Source organism: Nocardiopsis lambiniae (genome assembly GCF_031845465.1).
Lineage (GTDB): Bacteria > Actinomycetota > Actinomycetes > Streptosporangiales > Streptosporangiaceae > Nocardiopsis > Nocardiopsis lambiniae.
In genome coordinates, this window is sequence record NZ_JAVREP010000005.1 from 1 (window position 1) to 18,580 (window position 18,580).

At 72.8% G+C, this 18,580-nt stretch carries 15 protein-coding genes; 7 read left to right on the forward strand and 8 right to left on the reverse strand.

Going from position 1 to position 18,580, the window contains the following annotated elements:
• Positions 1-296 precede the first annotated feature (296 nt).
• Positions 297-2,465 carry a RecQ family ATP-dependent DNA helicase gene (locus RM479_RS09155; RefSeq protein ID WP_311511307.1) on the forward strand — a complete coding sequence of 723 codons (2,169 nt, stop codon included), beginning with the start codon at positions 297-299 and terminating at the stop codon, positions 2,463-2,465.
• Positions 2,466-2,567: 102 nt separating this feature from the next.
• Here the strand turns inward: RM479_RS09155 and RM479_RS09160 are convergent, their stop codons facing one another.
• Positions 2,568-3,503, reverse strand: a complete 936-nt coding sequence (locus tag RM479_RS09160) for a carbohydrate kinase family protein (RefSeq protein WP_274810396.1) — start codon at positions 3,501-3,503, stop codon at positions 2,568-2,570.
• Positions 3,504-3,793: 290 nt separating this feature from the next.
• On the opposite strand from RM479_RS09160, the gene RM479_RS09165 reads away from it, so the two are divergent.
• The 4 genes from RM479_RS09165 (at position 3,794) to RM479_RS09180 (ending at position 9,045) form a co-directional block, all read left to right on the forward strand.
• Positions 3,794-6,508 carry a bifunctional acetate--CoA ligase family protein/GNAT family N-acetyltransferase gene (locus RM479_RS09165; protein ID WP_311511308.1) on the forward strand — a complete coding sequence of 905 codons (2,715 nt, stop codon included), beginning with the start codon at positions 3,794-3,796 and terminating at the stop codon, positions 6,506-6,508.
• A gap of 106 nt (positions 6,509-6,614) precedes the next feature.
• Positions 6,615-7,187: a DUF5998 family protein gene (locus tag RM479_RS09170; RefSeq protein ID WP_274810395.1), complete on the forward strand. Its 573-nt coding sequence runs from the start codon at positions 6,615-6,617 to the stop codon at positions 7,185-7,187.
• Between the two features lie 282 nt (positions 7,188-7,469).
• The gene (locus RM479_RS09175; protein ID WP_311511309.1) at positions 7,470-8,291 is read left to right on the forward strand and encodes an enoyl-CoA hydratase-related protein; all 822 of its coding nucleotides are present in this window, start codon (positions 7,470-7,472) and stop codon (positions 8,289-8,291) included.
• 100 nt (positions 8,292-8,391) lie between these two features.
• A complete protein-coding gene (locus RM479_RS09180) occupies positions 8,392-9,045 on the forward strand; it encodes an MBL fold metallo-hydrolase (RefSeq protein WP_311511310.1) in 654 nt (217 codons plus the stop codon).
• Between the two features lie 4 nt (positions 9,046-9,049).
• Here the strand turns inward: RM479_RS09180 and RM479_RS09185 are convergent, their stop codons facing one another.
• The 3 genes from RM479_RS09185 to RM479_RS09195 all read right to left on the reverse strand — a co-directional run bounded on the left by RM479_RS09185 (position 9,050) and on the right by RM479_RS09195 (position 12,204).
• Positions 9,050-10,978 (reverse strand): CHAT domain-containing protein, encoded by a 1,929-nt coding sequence (locus tag RM479_RS09185; protein ID WP_311511311.1) that lies wholly within the window; start codon positions 10,976-10,978, stop codon positions 9,050-9,052.
• A gap of 279 nt (positions 10,979-11,257) precedes the next feature.
• On the reverse strand, positions 11,258-11,668 hold the full coding sequence (locus RM479_RS09190; RefSeq protein WP_311511312.1) for a hypothetical protein: 411 nt from the start codon (positions 11,666-11,668) through the stop codon (positions 11,258-11,260).
• Positions 11,665-12,204 (reverse strand): RNA polymerase sigma factor, encoded by a 540-nt coding sequence (locus RM479_RS09195; RefSeq protein WP_311511313.1) that lies wholly within the window; start codon positions 12,202-12,204, stop codon positions 11,665-11,667. Before RM479_RS09195 ends, RM479_RS09190 begins: the two co-directional genes overlap by 4 nt.
• Before the next feature lie 278 nt (positions 12,205-12,482).
• Here RM479_RS09195 and RM479_RS09200 point away from each other — a divergent pair, with 278 nt between their 5' ends.
• Complete coding sequence (locus tag RM479_RS09200; RefSeq protein WP_274810268.1) at positions 12,483-12,977, forward strand: DUF3145 domain-containing protein; 495 nt, start codon at positions 12,483-12,485, stop codon at positions 12,975-12,977.
• Positions 12,978-13,077: 100 nt separating this feature from the next.
• Here RM479_RS09200 and RM479_RS09205 read toward each other — a convergent pair whose 3' ends face one another.
• The 3 genes from RM479_RS09205 to RM479_RS09215 form a co-directional block, all read right to left on the reverse strand.
• A complete protein-coding gene (locus RM479_RS09205; RefSeq protein ID WP_311511314.1) occupies positions 13,078-13,485 on the reverse strand; it encodes a DUF1707 SHOCT-like domain-containing protein in 408 nt (135 codons plus the stop codon).
• A 65-nt stretch (positions 13,486-13,550) separates the two neighbouring features.
• Positions 13,551-14,339, reverse strand: a complete 789-nt coding sequence (locus RM479_RS09210; RefSeq protein ID WP_311511315.1) for a 3'(2'),5'-bisphosphate nucleotidase CysQ family protein — start codon at positions 14,337-14,339, stop codon at positions 13,551-13,553.
• Complete coding sequence (locus RM479_RS09215) at positions 14,336-15,361, reverse strand: ATP-grasp domain-containing protein (protein WP_311511554.1); 1,026 nt, start codon at positions 15,359-15,361, stop codon at positions 14,336-14,338. The genes RM479_RS09210 and RM479_RS09215 overlap by 4 nt, the downstream gene beginning before the upstream one ends.
• Before the next feature lie 777 nt (positions 15,362-16,138).
• On the opposite strand from RM479_RS09215, the gene RM479_RS09220 reads away from it, so the two are divergent.
• Complete coding sequence (locus RM479_RS09220) at positions 16,139-17,104, forward strand: LLM class F420-dependent oxidoreductase (RefSeq protein WP_311511316.1); 966 nt, start codon at positions 16,139-16,141, stop codon at positions 17,102-17,104.
• A 102-nt stretch (positions 17,105-17,206) separates the two neighbouring features.
• On the opposite strand, the gene RM479_RS09225 is transcribed toward RM479_RS09220, so the two are convergent.
• Positions 17,207-18,427, reverse strand: a complete 1,221-nt coding sequence (locus tag RM479_RS09225) for a PucR family transcriptional regulator (protein WP_311511317.1) — start codon at positions 18,425-18,427, stop codon at positions 17,207-17,209.
• Positions 18,428-18,580: the final 153 nt, after the last annotated feature.

Consider the following 18,580-nt stretch of genomic DNA (forward strand, 5'->3'; position numbering starts at 1 on the left):
GGGGGTGGGGGGGGGGGTGGGGGGGAGGGTGGTCGTCCTGGGAGTTGCCGGTCCATTCGGTGCGCCTCTCTTCATTGCAGCGGGGCGGCCCGCACGAATGGGAGCGCTCCCATTCGTGCGGAACCGTGACAAGAGTCTCCGGACCCGGCCTGAGGGGCGCAACGGAGGAAAGCTGGAAAGTTTCTTTTTTGTTACCGTTGTCGACTCTCGGGTCCACCGGGTGTCCCATGCCCGCGCGCGAGGGTCGACCTGTGGACGACGGCCCGGACGTCGGTCGGCTCTGGTACCAAGGAGACATGGCCACCACCCCTGACCCCACCGTCACCCCCGCCCCCGTCGGCGGGGATCTGCGCGAGCGCGCCGAAGCGCACCTGCGCGCCCTGGCCGGGGACGCCGCCCGGCTGCGCGAGGACCAGTGGACCGCGATCCACGCCCTGGTCTCCGACCGGCGCCGCGCCCTGGTCGTCCAGCGCACCGGATGGGGAAAGTCGGCCGTCTACTTCGTGGCCACCGCCCTCCTGCGGGCCCAGGGGGCCGGCCCCACCGTCATCGTCTCCCCGTTGCTGGCCCTCATGCGCAACCAGATCGCCGCCGCCGACCGCGCCGGCATCCACGCCCGCACGGTCAACAGCGCCAACACCACCGACTGGCAGACCGTCTACGCCGACGTCGAGGCCGGCCGCGTCGACGTGCTGTTGGTCAGTCCGGAACGCCTCAACAACCCCGAGTTCCGGGACCGGGTGCTGCCCGAACTCGCCGCCGGCGCCGGCCTGGTCGTCATCGACGAGGCCCACTGCGTCTCCGACTGGGGCCACGACTTCCGCCCCGACTACCGGCGCATCCGCTCCCTGCTCCTGGACCTGCCCGACGGCGTCCCCGTCCTGGCCACCACCGCCACCGCCAACGAGCGCGTCACCCACGACGTCGCCGAACAGCTCCGGGCCGGCGCCGACCGGGACGAGACCCTCGTCCTGCGCGGCCCGCTGGACCGGGAGAGCCTGCACCTGTCGGTGGTGGACCTGCCCGAACCCACCGCCCGCCTGGCCTGGCTCGCCGAGCAGCTGCCCCGGATCCCCGGCTCCGGGATCGTCTACACCCTCACCGTCGCCGCCGCCGAGGAGACCGCCCGCTTCCTGTCCGAACAGGGCATGGCGGTGCGGGCCTACACCGGGCAGACCGATCCCGACGAGCGCCGCGAGGCCGAGGACGACCTGCTCGCCGACCGGGTCAAGGCCCTGATCGCCACCAGCGCCCTGGGCATGGGGTTCGACAAACCCGACCTCGGGTTCGTCGTCCACCTGGGCGCCCCCTCCTCGCCCATCTCCTACTACCAGCAGGTCGGCCGGGCCGGGCGCGGTGTCGAGCGCGCCGAGGTCGTCCTGCTCCCCGGGCGCGAGGACACCCGCATCTGGGAGTACTTCGCGAGCCTGTCCTTCCCGCCGGAGGAGACGGTGCGCCGCACCCTGGCGGCGCTGGCCGAGGGCGGACCCCTGTCCGTCGCCCGCCTGGAGACCCGGGTGGACCTGCGCCGCAGCCGCCTCGAACAGATGCTCAAGGTCCTCGACGTCGACGGGGCGGTGCGCCGGGTGCGCGGTGGCTGGGAGGCCACCGGGAACCCCTGGAGCTACGACGCGGAACGCTACGAGGCGGTCACCAAGGCCCGCGAGAGCGAACAGCGCGCGATGCTCGACTACATCGCCCTGGACGGCACCTGCCGGATGGAGTTCCTGCGCCACCAGCTCGACGACCCCGAGGCGACCGCCTGCGGACGCTGTGACGTGTGCACCGGCCGTACCTGGTCCGTCGACGTCGACCCCGGCCGCCGCGACGCGGCCGCCGCCCACCTGGACCGCCCCGGCGTGCCCATCGAACCCCGCCGCCAATGGCCCACCGGCATGGACACCCTCGGAGTCCCCCTCACCGGGCGCATCAAGCCCGACCGTCAGGCGTCGCCCGGCCGCGCGCTGGGCCGGTTCACCGACATCGGCTGGGGCGGCGAGCTGCGCGCGCTCCTCGCGGAGGAGGCCCCGGAGGAACCCGTGAGCGACCGGGTCCTGCAGGGCCTGGTCCGCGTCCTGGCCGCCTGGGACTGGGAGCGGCGGCCCGTCGGCGCGGTCATCATGCCCTCGCGCACCCGACCACGGATGATCGCCGACCTGGCCCGCCGCCTGTGCGCCCTGGGCCGGCTCGCCCCCGTCGGCTCCCTCGCCTACCGCACCCCCGAGGGCCCGGGAGCGCGTCGGCACAACAGCGCCATGCGTCTGGCGCAGGTGCACGAGGCCCTCGTCCCCGGGGACGGCCTGGCCGAGGCCATGGCGGACCTCCAGGCGGCCACCCCGGGCCCCGTCCTGCTCATCGACGACCACACCGACACCGGATGGAGCCTCACCGTCGGCGCCGCCCTCCTGCGCGATCTGGGAGCCCCCGCCGTACTGCCCCTCACCCTCGCCACCACCGGCGGCTGACCGGCCGGCGGTCAGCCGGTCGGACCTCGACCTCCCGCGCTCCGGGCGCACGAGAACGGGGCCCGACCGGCGTGGTCGGGCCCCGGCAGGGGGACATCGGGGTCAGCGGATGCGCTGGCCGCGCGGGGCGCCGCGCCGTACCGGCTGGCCGTCGCCCAGATCCGGGCGGGCGCCCGGCTGGTGCAGGGCGCGCGCCGCCAGGCGGTGGGCCCGTGCCAGCGCCTCCTTGGGGTGGCGGCCCGCCAACCAGGCGGGCAGGAAACCCGCGATGAACGCGTCGCCGGCGCCCACCGAGCCCGGAGACGGGTCCACCGGGGCGGCCGGGGCGGTCACCACGTCCTCACGGGTCTTAGAGGCCCACAGGCCGCCCTCCTCGCCCAGTTTGAGCACGACGTTCGGGTACCAGGCGGTGAGCACCTTGGCCGCCGCGTCCGCGTCCTCTCGGCCCGTCAGCACCTTGGCCTGGGCCATGTTCGCGAACAGCAGCCGAGAGCCCTGGGTCCAGTCCAGGAAGTTCTCCGCGCCCGCCCGTTCCAGGGGGGCGTGCGAACCGCCGTCGACCGAGATGGACATCCCGCTCTCCCGGGCCATCCGCAGTGCCACCCGGGCCGCCCGCCGCGAGTCCGCGTTGATGAGCGTGTACCCGGACACGTGCAGGTGCCCGTCCGGGCCGAACACGTCGCGGGGCAGGTCCTCGGGTTGCAACCGGGCGTTGGCACCCGGGTCGCTCAACATCGTCCGATCACCCCGATGGGTGATCATCACCACGCAGGTCCCGGTCGGGCACTCCGGGTCCATCACCATGCGCGAGTCGAGCCCGTACCCCATCAGCTCCATCTCACGGGTGCGCCCCGTGATGTCGGAACCCCGGCGGCCCACGAACGTGGTGTCGGTGCCCTCCACGGCCAGCCAGGAGGCGATGTTGGCGCCGGAACCACCGCCGTACATCACCACCGAGGCCGGAGTATCGCTGCCGCGGGCCAACGGGTGGAACGCGCGCGCGACGGCATCGGTCATCAGGTCACCGATCACGACCACTCGTGTCATATCGCCAGCCACCACCGAGGGTTATGAGAATTCGTGCCCGCACGACGTTAACAGGTGAATCGTCAGCGGCGTGTAACGAAGTGACGGCACCCCGGACACGTGGTGGACCGGGCTCCCGTCGGGGACGGGAGCCCCCTCGTGACAAGGGTATCCGGACCCGGAGCGGTCTCCTGCGGATCCGACCCGCGATCCTCCGGCCCCGGGTGTCCCGAGGAGGTGTTTTCGCGCCGACCGCATCGACTTTCCCCGGATTCGACCGTTTGTCGTCTAGTCTCGCACTCGTGCAGTCCTACCCGAACCACTGGGAAGCCGACGTCGTTCTCACCGACGGAGGCACCGCGCACCTGCGCCCCATCACCCCTGAAGACGCCGACCTACTGCGCGAGTTCCACGCCAGGCTCTCCCCGGAGACCATCTACTACCGGTTCTTCGCGCCCTATCCGCGGCTCTCCGCCCGTGACGTCAAACGCTTCACCACGGTCGACTACGAAGACCGGGTCGCCCTGGTCGCCACCATCTCCGACGCCCTCGTCGCCGTGGTGCGCTACGACAAGGTGGCCCCGGAGGAGGCCGAGGTCGCCTTCGTCGTGGAGGACGCCCACCAGGGCCGTGGCCTGGCCTCCGTCCTGTTGGAGCACATCGGTGCCGCCGCCCGCGAGCGCGGCGTCCGCCGGTTCATCGCCGACGTGCTCCCCGAGAACCGGCGGATGATCAACGTCTTCCGCGAGGCCGGGTACACCGCCCAGCAGACCTTCGACGAGGGCGTCATCCGGCTCACCCTCGACATCCAGCCCACCGACGACTCCACCGAGGTCATGCGGGCCCGCGAACAGCGCGCCGAGTCGCGCTCCATCGCGCGCCTGCTCTTCCCCGGGTCGGTCGCCGTCATCGGGGCCAGCCGCACGGCCCACACCATCGGCCAGACCGCCCTGCGCAACCTGCTCGACAGCGAGTTCCAAGGTCCCGTCTACCCGGTGCACCCCGAGGCCAGGGCCGTCGTGGGCGTGCGGGCCTACCCCTCCGTCCTGGACATCCCCGACCAGGTCGACCTCGCCGTGGTCGCCGTCCGCGCCGACATGGTCGTCGATGTCGTCGAACAGTGCGCGGAGAAGGGCGTGCACGGTCTGATCGTGGTCAGCTCCGGGTTCGGGGAGATCGGTCCCGAGGGCCGTGCCCGTCAGGACGAACTCGTGCGCACCGCCCGCGCCGCCGGGATGCGCGTCGTGGGACCCAACTGCCTGGGCATCGCCAACACCGACCCCGCGGTGTCCCTCAACGCCACGCTCTCGCCCGACCTGCCGCGCAGCGGACCCATCGGGTTCTTCTCCCAGTCCGGCGCCCTGGGACGGGCCATCCTCCAACGCGTCGCCGAGCGGGGCATGGGGTTGTCCACGTTCGTCTCGGCGGGCAACCGGGCCGACGTCTCCGGCAACGACCTCATGCAGTACTGGCAGGAGGACCCCTCCACCGAGGTCGTCCTCCAGTACCTGGAGTCCCTCGGCAACCCGCGCAAGTTCACCCGACTGGCCCGCCGACTGGCCAAGCAGAAGCCCGTCGTGGCCGTGCGCAGCGGCGGATCCGCGCAGACCACCCCCACCGGCCACGCCGCCGGCGGCCTGGCCCTGCCCGACTACGCCGTCACCTCCCTGTTCCAGCAGGCCGGGGTGGTCAGGGTCGACGACATCACCCAGATGTTCGACGCCGCCCAGGTCTTCGCCTACCAGCCTCTGCCCAAGGGGCCCCGGGTCGGCATCATCGGCAACTCCGACTCCCTGGAACTCCTGGTCAAGGACGCCGCCGTGCGTCAGGGACTCAAGCCGCACGACCCCGTCAACCTGGGGCCGCAGGCCACCGCCGACGACTTCGACCGTGCTCTGGAGACGGCTCTGGCCGCCGATGACGTGCACTCCATCGTCGTCGTGTTCGTCCCCGCCCTGCACCCCATCTCCGACGACGTCGCCCGGGTGCTGCGGGCCCGCTCCCTGGACGCGGAGAAACCCATCGTCACCACCTACCTCGCCCGCCAGGGCGTCCCCGAGGAGCTGCGCCACGTCGGCGAACGCGGCGAGACCCTGCGCGGTTCGGTGCCCTCCTACCCGGCCCCCGAGGACGCCGTGCGGGCGCTGGCCTACGCGACCCGCTACACCCAGTGGCGCGACCGCAAACCCGGCCGGCACCCCGAACTCCCCGACATCGACGGGGCCCGGGCCCGCGCCACCATCACCCGCGCGCTCAAGAACGGCTCCGGTGACGAGGTCGCCTGGTTCGGCGGCGAACGACGCTACGACGAGGACACCGCGATCTCCGCCCGGGACACCCGCGAACTCCTCGCCTGCTACGGCATCACCGTCTACCCCGACATCCCCGTCGCCTCCGCGGAGGAGGCGGTCGTGGCCGCGGGGGAACTCGGCTACCCCGCCGTGGTCAAGGCCGACTCGCCCGACCTGCGGGTGCGCTCCGGCGGTACCTTCGTCCGCGCCGACCTGCGCACCCCCGAAGACGTGCGCAGCGCCTTCCTGTCGCTCCAGGACCGGTTCGGCGGCGACACCGACCTGGTCGTGCAGCGCATGGTCGCCCCCGGGGTGCCCACCGTGGTGCGGGCCGGCGACAACCGGTCCTTCGGATCGGTGGTCTCCTTCGGCCTGGCCGACGTCACCGCAGAGCTCCTCGACGACCGTTCCTTCCGGTTGGCCCCGCTCACCGACATGGACGCCGCCGACCTCATCCACGCCGTGCGGGCCGCGCCCCTGCTGTTCGGGCTGCCGGCCGGGGCCACCTCGCTGGCCGAACAACCCAACGTGGAGGCCCTGGAGGAACTCCTCATCCGGATCTCCCGGCTGGTGGAGGCCTTCCCCGAGATCGGTTACGTCGACCTGGACCCGGTACTGGTCAACGCCACCGGCGCACACGTGCTGGGCGCCCGCATGTGGTTGCGCGAGGCCCCCGACGTCCGTCCCGACGCCGGTCCCCGCCGTTTGCGGGGAGTCACCTTCTGATGGGGGAGGTGGCGTCCTGATCAGGCACTGGGCATCCCGTTTCGCCCAACGGTCGCGAAGTGTCACGGAGAGGAGGCAGGATAGGGACATGAGGAAAACACGCGCCGTGTCCACGGACTGGCGACTGGAGATCGAGCGCAGCGGTTACTACCCCGCGCTGGTGATCGACGCCGTCGCCACCGCCCTGGGCGACGAGAACGCCGACGCGTTCGTCGTGCACCACGAGGCGACCTTCGACCCGGCGATGGAGATGCGCCGGCACATCACCGTGATGCTGCTGACCGCCACCCGTCTCGTCGTCTGCCACACCGATGAGCACCCACCCACCGAACCGGGCGGCACCTCGCACGCGTCCACCACCACCGACAGCATCCAGCTCGGGAACATCCAGTCGGTCGCCCTCACCCGGGTCGTGCCCAATCCGGCCCAGTACACGCCCGGGAGCATGCCCAGCGAGCTGGTCCTCAGCGTCAACCTCTCGGTCAACTGGGGCGCGGTCGCGCACATCGACCTCGAACCGGCCTCCTGCGCCGACGAGACCTGCGAGCTCGACCACGGCTACACCGGCGCCATCACCGCCGAGCCGCTCACCCTGCGGGTCAGTGAAGCCGCGGACGGGGCCGAGGCCGTCACCACCATGCTCCACTTCGCCAACACGCTGTCCGCGGCCACCCGCTGACACCGGAGTCCACAGGGCCGGGGACCGTCGCGGTCCCCGGCCCGTCCTGTCACGCGTTCGACCTCGGTCCGTGACAGGGACTTAACGAATACGGGACCCTCGGCCGTGGTGCCTTAACAATCCGTCCGTCTAGGGTGGGATCGGATTCGTACATTCCGCCACAAGAGAGGCGCGTCGGGTCACAAACCAGACGCTTTCGCGCACGCCGTACCCCATCGGCGGGCGCGTTCTCACACGCTCCCCGCACCCGCGGAGATGGACCCGGAGAAAGGTCGGTCTGCGATGACGCAGCACTCGTCCCCGACGACCAAGGACGACACGCCACTGGTTCGCCTCGACGTGGACCGGGCGGTCGCCACGGTCACCCTCGATTCCCCCCGCAATCGCAACGCGCTGTCCGCGCGGCTGCGCTCGGAACTGTCCAAGGCACTGTCCGACGCCATGGCCGACGACGAAGTGCGCGCCGTCGTTCTCACCGGTACCGGACCCGTGTTCTGCGCCGGGGCCGACCTGAAGGAGGTCGGTGCCGCACTGGCCGGCGAACCCGTCGAACCGGCCCCCGAACTCCCCGAGATCTTCGAGCGGATCATGGGCGCCCCCAAGCCCGTCATCGCCGTCCTCAACGGCGCCGCCCGCGCCGGCGGTATCGGCCTGGTGGCCGCCGCCGACATCGCCCTGGCCCCCAAGAGCGCCACGTTCGCCTTCACCGAGGTGCGCATCGGGGTGGTGCCCGCGATCATCTCCGTGCCGGTGTCCGCCCGGATGCACTCGCGCCAGCTCAGCCGCTACTTCCTCACCGGGGAACTCTTCGACGCCTCCGCCGCCGCCAAGGCCGGTCTCATCACCCAGGCCGTCCCCGACCGCGACATGGCCCACGCCCTCGACGCGGTGCTCCAGGGCATCCGCGGCTCCGCCCCCAAGGCGCTGTCGCGCACCAAGGAACTGCTCGGCGAACTCGGCGCCGGCGCGCTCGCCGCCCCCGACCGCAGGGCCGAGGCGTTCGTCCGCATGGGCGAACTGTCCGCCGAGTTCTTCGCCGGGGACGACGCCGCCGAGGGCCGCACGTCGTTCTTCGAGAAGCGCCCTCCACGCTGGGCCAGGTGACGGACGCACGTCCACGGACGTCGGACGCCCGGGTCACCGGGCGTCCGAACGTGCGGGGAGTCCGGTGCGTTCGCTCCTGTGAAGAGGTCACAATGGTCGGGTGAGCTACTCCGGAGATACCAGGGTCGGCGGTCCAGCCGACCTACGACGACTACCGCACCTGACCATCACCAAGATCACCGTCGGTTCCATGGAGAACAACGCCTACCTGCTGCGTTGTCGCTCCACCGGTGAGGCCGTCCTCATCGACGCCGCCGCCGAGCCCGACCGGATCCTCGAACTCATCGGCTCCGACGGGCTCGCCCGGGTGATCACCACCCACCGCCACCAGGACCACTGGCAGGCCCTCGCCGACGTCGTCGGCGAGACCGGCGCCCGCACGGTGGCCCACCCGGAGGACGGCGCCGAACTCCCCGTCTCCGTCGACGAACCCGTCGTGCACGGTTCGCAGGTTCCCGTCGGTGACCACCACCTCACCGTGATCCACCTGCGTGGGCACACACCCGGGTCGATCGCGCTGCGCTATGACGATCCCCAGGGGCACACCCACCTGTTCACCGGTGACAGCCTCTTCCCCGGCGGGGTCGGCCGCACCTGGTCCGACGAGGACTTCCGGACCCTGCTCGGCGACGTCGAGGAGCGCGTCTTCGGCGCGCTGCCCGACGACACCTGGGTCTACCCGGGCCACGGGCGCGACACCACCCTGGGCGCCGAACGCCCCTCCCTGGGCAGCTGGCGCGAACGGGGCTGGTGAGCCGTCAGGCCCCCAGACACACGAAACCGAGTCGCCCGAGGTGTTCGGCCACCGCCTCGGGCACCGCGACACCCGCCGTGAGCGCGCGGTGGAAGTCGGCCACCGCCCGCCCGGTCCCGGAATCGCGTACCGGGGCCGGGCTGGCCACCACCGCGCGGGTGCCCGCCGCCAGCAGCGCACTCGCGAAACCCCCCGCACGACAGGCCGTGATCACCACGACCGTCGGGGCGGGCCGCACCGACGCCAGATCGCAGGCGAGCAGCGGACCGTCGGCCAGGGTGACGGAGGAGAGCGACAGGGAACGTTCCGAGATCCGCCCGTGCCCCGACAGGTGTACCAGGTCGCTGCCGGCGGACCCGGCCACCACGTCCCGGACCCGGGCCCGTTCCCCGATCAACGACCGGGCGCCCGGGTGCACGGAGGCCAGCTCCGCCGTCTCCCGCAGGGCCCCCGACGGATCCGGACCGGAGGCCAGTAGCACCCGCTCCCACCGGGGGAGCGGCCTTTCGGCACGGTCGATCCACGCTCGGGCCGAGGGGACCAGGGAGAGCGGGCGACCGATCAGGTCCGGCAGCGCGCCCCAGAGGGGATCGCCCAACCGGGGATCGGCGGCGATGACCAACGGGAGGTCGCCCACCAGCGACAGGACCGGCGCCAACGGCCGCAGGGAGGTCCGCTCCGGGGCGCCCAGCGCCCGCGCGACCACGGTGACCGGCCCCAGCGACCGGGCGTGCACCCCGCCCTTCACCACCACGAGCGCCACCACATCGCCGGCGACCCCCACCAGACGCACGAACGCCCGGTCCTCCGACAGCTCCGACAGCCGGGCGCCGACCGGACCGTGCGCCCGCGACCCCGGCACACCACGGGCGTAACGGGTCAGCTCCCAACGCCGGGCGTGCACCAGGCAGTGCCGTTCCCGCCCTCGGGCCAGCGCCTCCCGGTACCGCTCCACCTGCGGCGACGCAGGGGGGACCGGCGCGGTGGGCGGGTCGACCCGTTCGGCCCACTCCACGGCTGTGGACAGATCCCCCCGGGACAGCGCCGCTTCGAGCCCCGCACGGGAGACGTGCCGATCGTCGACGGCCGTCCACGGCGACTCCGTCAACCGGTCCAACGCCCGGTGGGCGGCCGTCACCCGGGGAGTCGGCAACGACGCGCTCAAGGGGCGGCGCAGCTCCAACGCCGTTCGCGCCCGGGAGAGCGGCGACGGGCAGGACCGCTCGGCGGTGCGCTCCACCCGGTCGGCCAACCGGTACCACAGCGAACCGGGGCCGTGGGAGCACCGGACCCGTCGGGCCAGCTCCGTCGCCCGGTGCCTGTCGCCGCGCAACAGGCGCAGCTTCGCCTCCACCAACAGGGTGACCGGTTGCGAGGAACGTCCGTGCGACCAGGGGCCGTCCGCCAGGGTCCGGGCGGCCTCCTCCCACCGGCCCTCCGCGAGCAGGGCCTCCGCCAGATCCGCGCACAGGGCCTCCCGGCGATCCGCGGGGAGCCGGTGGGCCAGGTCCACGAACGTGGTGATCGCCGTGGCGGTGTCGCCGCGCCGCAGGGCCAGACAGCCCAGGTTCTGTCGGGTGACCAGTTCCAACAGCCCCAGCCCGCGCTCGCGTGCCAGGGAACGGGCCTCCGACAGGTGGTCCTCGGCGGCGCCGAACCCGCCGCACAGGATCCGCGCCAATCCCAGGTTGGCGAGGAAGCCGGGCAGAACCGGTTCCACCTCCTCGACCATCGGGTGGCGGCGCAGCCGGGGGTGGGTGTCGTCGAGGATCTCCACGGTCCGGTCGAACAGGCCCTGTTCGGCCAGGCCGACCCCGAGGACGACCCGTCGGAGGAGAACACGACCGGAGCGCTCCCAGCGCCCGGTCCGGTCCGGCCGCCGATCGGCGCCGGGTTCGGAGGCAGGGGGGTGATCCGGGGAACGGTGGGACACGTCCGACCGCCTTTCGCCAGGGGGGAGGAACGCTTCAAGGAATAGCAGCGGAGGTGCGCGTGTGAGGAGGGTGCGCCGCGAAATATCCTGGTCAGGGCCGATGATCGACTGTGCAAAAGGGGGCAAGGGAGGGTGAGGGCGACGATTCATCGCGGGTTACCCCCGGTGTGCAATGCCCATTCGGAACCGCCTGTTCTGTGACTCCTGGGACCGTGCCGACGAGTCCTCCGGACCCGCCGCGCGGGGGGACGCCGTACCCGACCTCCGCGGTCGGTGCGCCTAGAGGGTGAACCACTCCGTGGTGATCGGCGGGGCGTCGTCCCTGCGGAGGATGAGGCACAGGGGGCCGCGGCGCAGGTCCGTGATGACGAAGTCACCGGTCTCCTCGATCGACACCACGTCCTCCCGGCGGCCGTCGGACCGGCGGGCCTCCAGGAGGGCGTAGGCGAAGTCCCCGTGGACCGTTCCGGACACCGTGCGCACCCGTTCGCGGGCGTGCAGCCGCAGCTCGATGCGCACGTCCTCGAAGCCGAAGGACAACTCCGCGACCACCGGGTCCTCGGTCGAGCGCATCACCTCGGTCCGCGGTCCGCCCTCCCGGACCGGTTCGGCCAGCTCCGTCCCGTCCGCGCTCCGGTCGAAGGCGGCCAGGGCCGCATCCCTTCCTTCGAAGGCCCACGTCCCGCTCACACGTCCTCCAGGCTGTCGCGGAGCCGGCGGACCATGCGCCGCCGGTGGTTCGAGGCGACCCGGGGGTCCTCGGCGCGCGGTACCGACTCCGGTTCCAGGTAGCGCAGCGCGGCCCGGCGCTCGTCCGGGTCCCGCAGCCCGTCCACCGCGCGGCGCAGGGTCGCGTCGCGTTCCTTGCGCAGGTACTCGGTCTCCGGATCGGGGGCGGCCCCGCCGATGTGGGCGAACGTCTCCGGGTCGGTCGGGTACTGGCGGGCGTCCCGCTCCCGCTGGCGCAGGCATTTGTCCCGGGTGACCCGGGACAGCCAGGCCTTGAGGTGCCGGGGTTCGCGCAGACGGGGCAGATGCTGGTTCAGGGTGAGCCACACCGTCTGGACGACGTCCTCGCGGTCGGGGGCGGACAGGCGGTAGGAACGGGCGATGGCGTTGACCATCGGCAGGTGGCGGTCGACGATGTCCCGCCAGGCCGGATACTCGCCGAGGAGGGCCCGCCGCACGAGTTCGGCGTCGTCGGCCCCGCGTCCGGTTGTGGCCAATGGTCGGGGGGTTTCATGCCGGGGGCCGGTTGAAAGTACGGTTTCAGAGTCCTCGTGCGACTGGTCTGGCAAACCCGCCCCCACTATGATCGGACTCCCCGCGCGTTCGGAGCCCACGTTACTCCGGACGGGTCGGGGTCACCGGGGAATCCCGGGAAGATCGCTGGTCCTCAGGGTGCCCTTGGGGCACAATGGGGCAAAGGCATTCAGGCGGGTATGCAACCTTCTCGTGGTACGAGGGCGTCGGGGAAGCGCACTCGTTCGTATCAGGAGGTTCGGTGTCCGCACGTGGCGTCTTGTACGTCCACTCCGCGCCCGCGGCGCTGTGCCCACACGTCGAGTGGGCGGTCGCGGGTGTCGTAGGAGTACCCGTGAAACTCGATTGGGTCGCCCAACCGGCGGCACCCGGCCACCACCGTGCCGAGCTCAACTGGCAGGGGAAGCCGGGTACCGCGGGCGCGGTGGCCTCGGCGCTGAACACGTGGCAGCGCCTGCGGTTCGAGGTGACCGAGGAGGGGTCGCCCGGCTGCGACGGCGTGCGCTACAGCTACACGCCGTCCCTCGGCATGTTCACCGGACTCACCGGCTCGGCCGGAGAGATCCTGGTGCCGGAGGGACGCCTGCGTCTGGCGGTGGAGGAGGCGGCGGCCGGCGGCACCGACCTGGCCACCGCCATCGAACGGCTCACCGGCAGGGCCTGGGACGAGGAGCTGGAGCCGTTCCGGTACGCCGGCGACGGGGCCCCGGTCCGCTGGCTGCACGCGGTCGGTTAGGGCCGGTACCGCGACCGCGCGCCGAGTCGGCCCGGGGGCCGTTCGCCCTCGGCGGCGCGGACGCCCGTTCCCGTCGGCCCTCCCGAGGAAGCGGAGGGCTTCAGAGCGGTTCGCCGCCCTCGGGCCAGATGATCGAGGCCAGCAGTACCGCCGCCCATATCCCGAGGGGGACCAGCGGCCAGTACGGCACGAACGCGCCGTTCGCCAGGCTGACCGCGGCCCACACCCCGGTGAGGAGCACGGCGATGCCCAGCCACCAGCGCCATTCGTCGGCGTGGTCCCAGCGGGGTTCGGACACCGGGGCGGCCCGGGGCGGTGTCGGGGACGGCGCGGGCAGGTCGGCGGTCAGATCGTCGAGTTCGCCGACGAGCACCGCGCGCAGCGCCGACCCCACGCGACGTTCGTACTCGTCGAGGTCGAGGCGGCCCTCCACGTAAGCCGAGGTGAGCCGCTCCACGGTGTGCTCGCGCTCGATGTCGGAGGCGCGTGCGCGGTGCCGGTTCTCCACTTCCCACCCCCCGGGGCGCGGTGCGGTGTCCACACGATACGCGCGCCCAGGGGGCGGGGAAAGGGTCAACCGGCGGCCAGCCATCGGGCGACCGTCCGGCAGGTCGACGGATCGGCTCCGCCGACCAGACCGGTGTGCTCGTAGCCGCCCCGGTAATCGAACGGGGTCCCGTCCAGTCGGGTGAGCAGCCCTCCGGCCTCCTCCAGGACCAGGCCGGGGGCGGCCACGTCCCAGTCGCGTACCGGAACGTCCTTGACGAACAGGTGCGCGGCCCCCTCGGCGATGAGGCACAGCTTGAGGGAGATGCTGCCGCTCTCCAGGTAGGCGTCGTACCCGAAACGCCCGTGGACCCGTGCCGCGATCCCGTGCGGTTCGGGGGTGTTGTCGGTGAGCACCCCGTATCCGGGCGGGGCGGCCGGCAGGGGCGGCAGCGGACGGCCGTCGCGCCGGGCCCCCCTGCCGCGCACGGCGGTGTAGAGGGCCCCCGTCTCGGGGGCGAACACCGCGGCGATCTCGGGCCGGTCGCCGATCACGAGCGCGGCCTGCGTCACGTAGCCGGGGAAACCGTGGACGTAGCTGGCGGTCCCGTCGATGGGGTCGATCAGCCAGTACCGGGACGGTCGCTCCCGCCTGAGCGACTCGGGGTCCTCCTCGCTGATCACGGGGATGTCCGCGTCGATGGCGGTGAGGCGCTCGGACAGCGCCCGGTGGGCCCGGGCGTCGGCCTCGGCCTTGAACTGGCTCCCCTCCCAGACGCCCCGCCGGGCCTCGGCGTCGTCGCGCCACACCCGCAACAGGCCGCCGACCTCGGTGACGGCCTCGGCCACCGCGTCGGTGAGCGGGTGGTCGCTCATCGGCCCGCCACCGGGGCGTGCGGGGTGTGCGGCAGGGTGAGGCCGACGGGCGCGGGCGTGATCCCGTGGGAGGTGAACCGCTCCTCGTCGATGAACTCGTCGGTCCACCGCCGCACCATCGCGACGCCCTCGCGCCACCGGTCGGTGAGCCGGGGCCCGGAGGAGAGGGCCTGGCGCAGCAGCCCGGTGACCTCGTCGACCCCCGCGGCGGCGGTGAGCGCGGCGGTGGAGGAGAAACGCGGGTTGATCTCGAACACGCGCGGTACACCGGCCTCGTCCAGGCACAGCTGGACGTTGAAGGGGCCGTCGGCGCGCAGGGCGCTCTGGATCGCCCGGCAGGTCTCGATCACCGCCTCATGGCGGCGGGTGATCGCGTACTTGGTGACGCCCTGCTTGAGGACGACCTCCTTGGGCACCACGGCCTGCACCTCACCGTCGCGCCAGGCCACCACGGACACGGTGTACTCCGGGCCGGTGATCCGTTCCTGGACGATGAGCTCGTCGGCGGCGTAGCCGCTCTCGGCGACGGTCCGGGCCAGGTCGGAGACCGAGTCGATGACGCTCACCCCGCGGCTGCCCCGTCCGCTCCGGGGCTTGACGACCAGGCCCCGGTCCGCGGCCTCGACGGCCTCGACCGACCATTCGGAGGCGAGCCAGGTCCGCGGGACCCCGATACCGGCGGCGTCGAGTTCGCACATCAACCGGTACTTGTCCAGACAGGTGGCGACGAAGCCGGGCAAGGGCAGCAGCACCTCCACACCGTCCTCGGCGAGGCCGCCGACGTGGAGCAGTTCCTCGTCGACGAGGGGGATGACGGCGACGACCTCCTCCTCGGCGCACAGCGCCCGCATCCGGGGCAGGAACGCCTCGCTGTCGCCGGGTGGGACCAGGTACCCGCGGTCGGCCAGGTACAGGCCGGGCGCGGCGGGATCGACGTCCGTGGCCACCACACGGAATCCTTGGGCGCGCAGATGAAGGATGGTCCCGGGGGTGGGGGCCGATCCCGCGGTCGTCACTACGATGGTCGGTTTCCTCAAGGACTGCTCTGGCACCGTTCGAGCCCTTCCAGCCGTGTCGGTCGGATCGTGGGGGATGCAGCGGGGCGATGAACCGAGAGTAGTCCTCGTGGGGGGAGCCGGAACCGGTAATGGCCGAATCCGGCTCTCGGGTGAACCGGATGCCCCCTCCGCGCGTGTACTCATCGGCCCCCGGGAGGAAGAAGGGCCGGGGGCGGGTGCGCTCAGGGGAGAGGACACCCGCCCCCGACGGTCCGGGAACGGCCGTTTCCGCTCGTACACCGGAGTGACGGCGGCGCGTCCGGTCGAGCGTGAGAACCGCGTGGACCCGCGGAACGCCGGGCTCGCGGAGGCGTTCGGCGACGGCGCGGGGACACCGACGGCGTGCACCGCGAAGAGGCGCCGGCGCGGCTCGCGCGGCGCGGCGACGACCCCCTGCATGATCACTCGGAGTGACGGTCCGTGTGGGCAGGGCACCGTCCGCGCCGGAGCCGGAGCCGGAGCCGGGACCGGAGGCCGGTTCGGTGAAGCCGAGGGGCGGCCACCGTCCGGTGTCGGAACCCGTCGGCGGTGGACGCGTCGGGGTCGAAGCCGGTCGCGGCGAATCCCTCCGCCTCCCCTCGGGGGTCCGCCCCGGGGCGAATGCGGCCAGAGGTCCCCACGCCCGGGGCGACCGCACGGCCGGGGCCGCCCGCAGACAACAGACCGACCGGGCGGTATGGTCAGTGGCCATCGGCACAGACGACCCGGACACCGCGTCCGGAGCACCGACAGGGAGCCACCATGACCACTCGCTGGGGCATGACCGTTCCGCTCGAAGGAGTCCCGCTCCTCGACCAGAGGGCGATCATCGAGCGCATGTCCGACCAGGGGTACACCGACCTGTGGTCGGCCGAGGCGAGCGCCACCGACGCCTTCACCCCGCTGGCCCTGGCCTCGGTCTGGGCTCCGGACCTGCGGCTGGGCACCGCCATCGTGCCCGCCTACACCCGCGGCCCGGCGACCCTGGCGATGAGCGCGGCGACGATGGCCGCCGCCGCGCCGGGCCGGTTCTCCCTGGGCATCGGGACCTCCTCCAACGTCATCGTCGAACGGTGGAACTCCATCCCCTTCGAAGAGCCCTACAAGAAGGTCCGCGACACCGTGCGCTTCCTGCGCGAGGCCTTCACCGGCGCCCGGGTCAAGACCGACTACGACACCTTCTCCGTCAAGGGCTTCACGCTCGGCGCCGTCCCGCCACAGGCCCCGCCGGTGTTCGTCGCGGCCCTGCGTCCGGGCATGCTGCGCCTGGCCGGACGTGAGGGCGACGGCGCCATCATCAACTGGCTCTCCGCGGAGGACGTGCGCACGGTCGTGCCCCACGTCCGCGAGTACGGCGAGGACAAGGAGATCGTCGCCCGTGTCTTCGTCATCCCCGAGACCGACGCCGACACCGCCCGGGGCATCGGCCGCTGGGCGATCTCGGCCTACCTCAACGTCCCGGTGTACCGGGCGTTCCACGAGTGGCTGGGCCGCGAGGAACTGAACCCGATGTGGAAGGCCTGGGACGAGGGCGACCGGAAGGGCGCGCTGGCCGCCATCCCCGACTCGGTGGTGGACGAGTTGATCGTCCACGGTCCCGCCGAACAGTGCCGGGAGCGGATCCGCGCCTACGTCGACAACGGGGTGACCACCCCCGTCCTGGCCCCGATCGGCCCGCCGGGCGCCGACCCGGCGCGGGTCGTGCGGGCCCTGGCCCCGCGGGACTGATCCGGCCGACGATCCCGGGCCTGTCGTTCGTGTGCCCGTCGGTGTCCTGCGGGCGCGCCGAGCACGGATTGAAACGGAGCGCGGGTCCACGAGGAAGACCGCTCAGCCCTCCTCGATCACCCCCGGCAGCCGGCGGGCGCGCAGTACCAGTTCGAGCTCGAAGCGTTCGCGGGGGTCGCGCAGCCGCGCCCCGAACAGCTCCTCCAACCGTCGCATCCGGTAGCGCACGGTCTGGGGGTGGACGCGCAGTCGCTCGGCCGCCTCGTTGGCGTTGAACCCCGACTCCAACCAGGCCAGGAGCGTCTCGGCCATCCGTTCCCGCTGGGGCGGGCGCAGTTCGGCCAGCGGCGCCAGCCGGGCCCGGGCCAGCGCGGAGACCAGCGCGGTGTCGCGGCGCAGCAACAGCGCGAGCAGGTGGTCGTCCCAGCGCACCAGCCCTTCGCCGTGGACCACCCCGGCCCGCACGAGCTCGGCCAGCTCACGGGCGCGCTCCAAGGACTCCGGAGCGCGCCCGAGGGGCACACTCGGACCGAGCACCGCGCATGACCCCCGCAGCGACCGTTCCAACGCCCGCAACCGGCCCGGCCCCTCGGGGTCGGGCACCAGGGCACAGGCTTCGGGCCGGTCCGGGTCGACGAGGACGTCCGGGGGCAGGGCCGGGGACCGGGCCGTCCTGCCGGCGCCCTTCACGGGACCGGGACAGGGCAGCGCCACCGCCACCCGCTCCGGCGGGCGCCACCGGGCGTCACGGGCCAGCACCGCCACCGCGGCCGGATCCCGCCCCGCCCCGGCCAGCAGGGCCTCCAACAGGCGGGAGCGGCGGCGCCGGAAGACGTCCGCCCCCGTGGAAGCCGCCCGGGAGTGCCCCTCGGCGGCGACCGCGCCGATCTCCTCCTGGAAGAGGAGGATGGCCTCGCCCAAGGGCCCCAGCCACTCCCGGGCCAGCGAGGCGTCGTCCGACAGGCACCGCCAGGCGACGGCCGCGGTCACGCGCATCCCGGTGTGCAGTCGGTCCAGCCCGTACCCCCGCGCGGCCTCACGGGCGCCGAACGCCCGGAACCGCGCGAGCAGCGCCTCGTCGGGAGCGGACCCCCCGGCCTCCACACGCGCCAGGAACCCGCGTACGCCGGCGTCGAGCATCCCCCGCGCGGCATCGGTCCCGGCGGTATCCGTGGAGCCGTCGTCCTCCCCGATCCTGCGGTGGATCCCCTCCAGCACCTCCTCCACCAGAGGCGGAACCAGGTGGCGCAGGCGGGCGCCCACCTCCGGGGGGATCTCCGAGAACGGATCCGTACGGTCGGTCTCCCGCAGCGGGTGCGTCATGCTCTCCTCCGGCGCGGACGCACGGCGGAGCCGTCCGTGGCACGCCCGCGCGTGCTCCGTGCGCCAGATCGGGGGTGCGCCCCGCCAGGGTGACGGGGGACACGTCCATATCATCAGAACCGTCTTCCGGGGACGATCCCGACCCCCGGACAG

Excerpts from the sequence above, each read along its gene's own strand:
- RM479_RS09175 (WP_311511309.1), top strand. The coding sequence starts at position 7,470 with ATGACGCAGCACTCGTCCCCGACGACCAAGGACGACACGCCACTGGTT.
- RM479_RS09220 (WP_311511316.1), top strand. The coding sequence starts at position 16,139 with ATGACCACTCGCTGGGGCATGACCGTTCCGCTCGAAGGAGTCCCGCTC.
- RM479_RS09210 (WP_311511315.1), bottom strand. The coding sequence starts at position 14,339 with ATGAGCGACCACCCGCTCACCGACGCGGTGGCCGAGGCCGTCACCGAG.
- RM479_RS09155 (WP_311511307.1), top strand. The coding sequence starts at position 297 with ATGGCCACCACCCCTGACCCCACCGTCACCCCCGCCCCCGTCGGCGGG.
- RM479_RS09225 (WP_311511317.1), bottom strand. The coding sequence starts at position 18,427 with ATGACGCACCCGCTGCGGGAGACCGACCGTACGGATCCGTTCTCGGAG.